4 protein-coding genes are annotated in these 4107 nt (G+C 68.5%); 2 read left to right on the top strand and 2 right to left on the bottom strand.

Going from position 1 to position 4107, the window contains the following annotated elements; translation table 11 throughout:
* Both A9W96_RS02200 and A9W96_RS02195 read right to left on the bottom strand, forming a co-directional pair.
* On the bottom strand, positions 1 to 474 hold a 474-nt coding region (locus tag A9W96_RS02200; RefSeq protein ID WP_067137717.1), incomplete at its 3' end, for a hypothetical protein.
* A 403-nt stretch (positions 475 to 877) separates the two neighbouring features.
* Positions 878 to 1717 (bottom strand): SDR family oxidoreductase, encoded by an 840-nt coding sequence (locus A9W96_RS02195; RefSeq protein WP_066870515.1) that lies wholly within the window; start codon positions 1715 to 1717, stop codon positions 878 to 880.
* An 89-nt stretch (positions 1718 to 1806) separates the two neighbouring features.
* Here A9W96_RS02195 and A9W96_RS02190 point away from each other — a divergent pair, with 89 nt between their 5' ends.
* Positions 1807 to 3303, top strand: coding sequence for an HNH endonuclease signature motif containing protein (locus tag A9W96_RS02190; RefSeq protein WP_067137715.1), 1497 nt, complete (start codon positions 1807 to 1809; stop codon positions 3301 to 3303).
* 29 nt (positions 3304 to 3332) lie between these two features.
* A partial coding sequence (locus A9W96_RS02185; RefSeq protein WP_197499373.1) for an alpha/beta fold hydrolase occupies positions 3333 to 4107 on the top strand: 775 nt, incomplete at its 3' end.

The raw sequence follows: 4107 nt of genomic DNA, 5'->3' as shown, positions 1-4107 counted from the left end.
CGACGCCAATAGCCCCATCCCGCCGACCATGCACATCAATCCCGGCGCCGCGATCGGAGGCCCCATCGGCACGTTGTAGGAGGCGTTCTTCCACCCGCCCGGCTTGCGCGCGACCCCGCGCGCGTGCAGGTATTCGCCCATCAGGCCGTTGGCCGTGTAGATGCCCGCGGTGATGGGCAGCCAGAGCTTCGCCCAGCGCCGGGAGAACACGCCGCCGATGCCGGCGACGACCACGGGCGGCGTCACCACGATCGGGCTCCACATCCATTTGTTGCCGAAGCTCGCTTTGTAGTGCTCGAAGTAGATTTCGGCCGTCGTGACCATTGCCGCGATGGCGGTCAGACCGGACAGCGAGCGTTCGAAGCGACCGTGCGCGACGTCGTATAACGCTCGCCCGGCCAAATGTTGGACCTCGCCGAGTCCGTCGCCGGCGGTGCGGCCCTTTTGCCGTCCGCCGTTGCCCAGCAACAACATCTGTCTCCCTTTCTCGCGCGCGTATGCCTGGCCGGCGGTTACCGGCCTGGGCTGGGTTTCGTAGATCGAACGGTCGGTGGCTTGTCGCTCGCCGAGCGATTCCGTCGTCGTATCCATCAAGCGACCTCGCCTTCGGGCTGGAAGGAAACACGGTCCCGGCGGGCTTCGGCATCCGCACTGTGGGTGCAGTAACGGTCGCCAAAGCCGCCCAGAAAACTGGGAAGCGCCCAGCTGTGTCTTTCAACCGAGGAGGTCCCGACGACGCGTCGCGACCGAAGCGCATCGGCTGTGTACCCGGCGTCATGCTGCGCAAACGGGTTCGCAGCTGGTTCTCAGCGTGCCTTAAGGAGCGCAGGTCGCGACGACGAATCGGCGGACTCCGCTTTCGCCGGCGGCCGACGGATCACGAAGCGCGGGAACCCAATTCGCGCAGGCGTTTGAGCACGAGTCGTCCCACCTGCATCGAAATGGTCGGCGACAGGCGCTCCAGGTACCACAGCGCCTTCCACCACGCCGGCACGATGACGATGGCGTCGCCGCGCAGCACGGCACGCAGGACACGATCGGCGAATTTCTCCGGCGCCATCGGCCGCGTCGGCTCCCAGGCTTTGAGGATGTCCTCGTCGCTGGCGCCCGTATTGTTCATCCGGCCGTAGACGCCGCCGGTGAGGATCGGGGTGCGGATGGCGCCCGGACACAGCACGGACACCTTGACGTTGTGGCGTTCGGCCTCCAGCCGCAGCGCCTTCGACAGTGCGACGACGGCGTGCTTGGAGGCGGTGTAGCTGACGGTGCCGGGGCCGGCCAGCAGACCGGCCATCGACGCCGTGTTCACGATGTGGCCCGAGCGCTGCCGGATCATGATCGGATACACGGCCTGGATGCCGTGCACGACACCGTGCAGGTTGACGGCCAGGACGTCGTTCCAGTCCTCGAGGCTGTAGGAGTCGACCTCACCGCCGACGCCGATGCCGGCGTTGTTGAACAGGTAGTCGATCCGCCCGGAGCGCTGCACGGCCTGGGCGACCGCGTCCTCGAACGCGGGGTAGCTGCGGACGTCGAGCTCGATCGCGTGGGCCTTGCCGCCGCCGAGGCGCTGTGCCAGCCGCTGGGCCGCCTCGAGCTGGCGATCGGCGAGCCAGACCTGCGCGCCGCCGTCGACCAACTTGGTGGCCAGCGCTGCGCCGATGCCCGACGCTCCGCCGGTGATGAATGCGACCTTGCCCGACACGCTCGACGCCATGGGGGCAGGATAGGCGCCGTCTGCGCAGCTCAACAGTGGTTCGCCGGCGATGACTGAAGTTGTCGGTGGCCGGTGGCATGATCGCACGTATGTTCGAAGAAGTCATCGCGCGGTTCGATGAGCAGTTCGAGCGGCATTATCCGTCGACCACGGGGGAGTCGAGGGCGTTGATCGACGACATCTGCGGGTCGGCGCGGGCGGAGAACCGGGCCGCGGCCGCCCAGTTGGTCGCGATCGGCAAGTTGTTCGCCTACCGGTTGTCGCGGTGTTCCGAGACCGAGGACTGGGCGGTCGACACCGAGGCGGCGGCGGCCGCCGAGGTGGCCGCGGCCTTGCGGATCAGTCAGGGGTTGGCCGCGAGCCGGTTGCGCTACGCGCGGGCGATGCGGGAACGGTTGCCGAAGGTGGGCGCGGTCTTTAGGGCCGGCGACATCGGATATTTGATGTTCCAGACGATCGTGTTTCGCACCGATTTGATTGAGGACGTCGAGGTGCTGGCGGCGGTGGACGCGGCGCTGGCCGCCAACCTGGCGCGGTGGCCGTCGATGACCCGCGGACGGCTCGGCGCGCAGATAGACAAGATCGTGGCCATGGCCGATGCGGATGCGGTGCGGCGACGCAAGGAGTTCGTGGCAGACCGGGAGGTCTGTATCACCGATGGTGTCGGGGGCATCGCGGAGATTCACGCCAGCCTGCTCACCCCGGACGCGCATGCGCTCGACAAACGGCTGGACGCGTTGGCGGGCACGGTATGCGAGCACGACCCGCGTAGCCGTTACCAGCGCCGCGCCGATGCCTTGGGAGCGTTGGCATGCGGGGCGGACCGGCTGGGCTGCTGCTGCGGGCGCGCCGACTGCGCAGCCGGCAAACGACCCGCGCCGAGTCCGGTGGTAATCCACGTGATCGCCGAGCGCTCGGTGCTGGACGGGGTGGCTAAGGCGCCGGCATCAGAGCTGGGCGCCGACGGGCTCATCGCCCCCGAACTGGTTGCCGAGTTGGCCGCCACGGCCAAACTCTCCCCGCTGATCCACCCCGGCGAGGCCGCCCCCGAGCACGACTACATCCCTTCGAAAGCGCTGGCCGATTTCGTGCGGTGCCGGGACCTGACCTGCCGCTGGCCCGGCTGCGACCGCCCGGCCACGGACTGCGACCTCGACCATACGATCCCGTACGCCGACGGCGGGCCGACGCATGCGTCGAACCTCAAGGCGCTGTGCCGCACCCATCATTTGGTCAAGACGTTTTGGGGCTGGCGCGAACAGCAGCTGCCCGACGGCACCCTGATCCTGACCTCACCGGCGGGACACACTTACGTCACCACCCCGGGCAGCGCGCTGCTGTTCCCCAGCCTGTGCGTGCCCACCGGCGCGATACCGGCTACCGAAGCCGACCCGCCCCGCGACTACTGCGCCGACCGGACGGCGATGATGCCCAAACGCCGCCGCACCCGCGCCCAGGACCGCGCCGCGCGCGTGGCCACCGAACGCCGCCACAACCGCGACGCACGCCTGGCCCGAGCGGCCCCACCGGCGAACCACGCCTGGCCCACCACGCACGGGTTCGACGAGGATCCACCACCGTTCTAACGGGAACCACCGCCCTTCTAGCTGCCCTGATGTGCCATGATGTCCAAGCTGTCAAGACTCAGGGAGCAGCAGTGGATCTCAATTTTTCGATGGTCACACGACCGGTCGAGCGGTTGATCGCTACCGCGCAGAACGGGCTGGAGGTCTTGCGACTGGGGGGCCTGGAAACCGGTAGCGTGCCGTCGCCGTCGCAGATCGTCGAGAGCGTGCCGATGTACAAGCTGCGGCGGTATTTTCCGCCGGACGGCCGGCGCGGCCCGTCACCCGCCGGGCCGCCGGTGCTGATGGTGCACCCGATGATGATGTCGGCGGACATGTGGGACGTCACGCGCGAGGAAGGCGCGGTGGGCATCCTGCACGCCCAGGGCATCGACCCCTGGGTCATCGACTTCGGCGAGCCGGACAAGGTCGAAGGCGGCATGCGGCGCACCCTGGCCGACCACATCGTCGCGCTCGGCCAGGCCATCGACACCGTCAAGGATGTGACCGGCAGCGACGTGCACCTGGTCGGCTACTCCCAGGGCGGGATGTGGTGTTACCAGGTCGCCGCCTACCGGCGTTCCAAGGCCCTCGCCAGCATCGTCACCTTTGGTTCGCCGGTGGACACGCTGGCCGCGCTGCCCATGGGCATCCCGGCGAATTTCGCGGCGCCCGCCGCCAATTTCATGGCCGACCACGTCTTCAGCCGGCTGGCGATCCCCAGCTGGATGGCGCGCACCGGCTTCCAGATGCTCGACCCGCTCAAGACCGCCAAGGCGCGGGTGGACTTCCTGCGCCAGCTGCACGACCGCGAGGCGCTGCTGC

It is taken from the genome of Mycobacterium sp. 1245852.3, from assembly GCF_001669335.1.
GTDB classification, from domain to species: Bacteria; Actinomycetota; Actinomycetes; order Mycobacteriales; family Mycobacteriaceae; genus Mycobacterium; species Mycobacterium europaeum_A.
This window is presented reverse-complemented; position numbering and strand designations above follow the sequence as displayed.

Excerpts from the sequence above, each read along its gene's own strand:
- A9W96_RS02195 (WP_066870515.1), bottom strand. The coding sequence starts at position 1,717 with ATGGCGTCGAGCGTGTCGGGCAAGGTCGCATTCATCACCGGCGGAGCG.
- A9W96_RS02190 (WP_067137715.1), top strand. The coding sequence starts at position 1,807 with ATGTTCGAAGAAGTCATCGCGCGGTTCGATGAGCAGTTCGAGCGGCAT.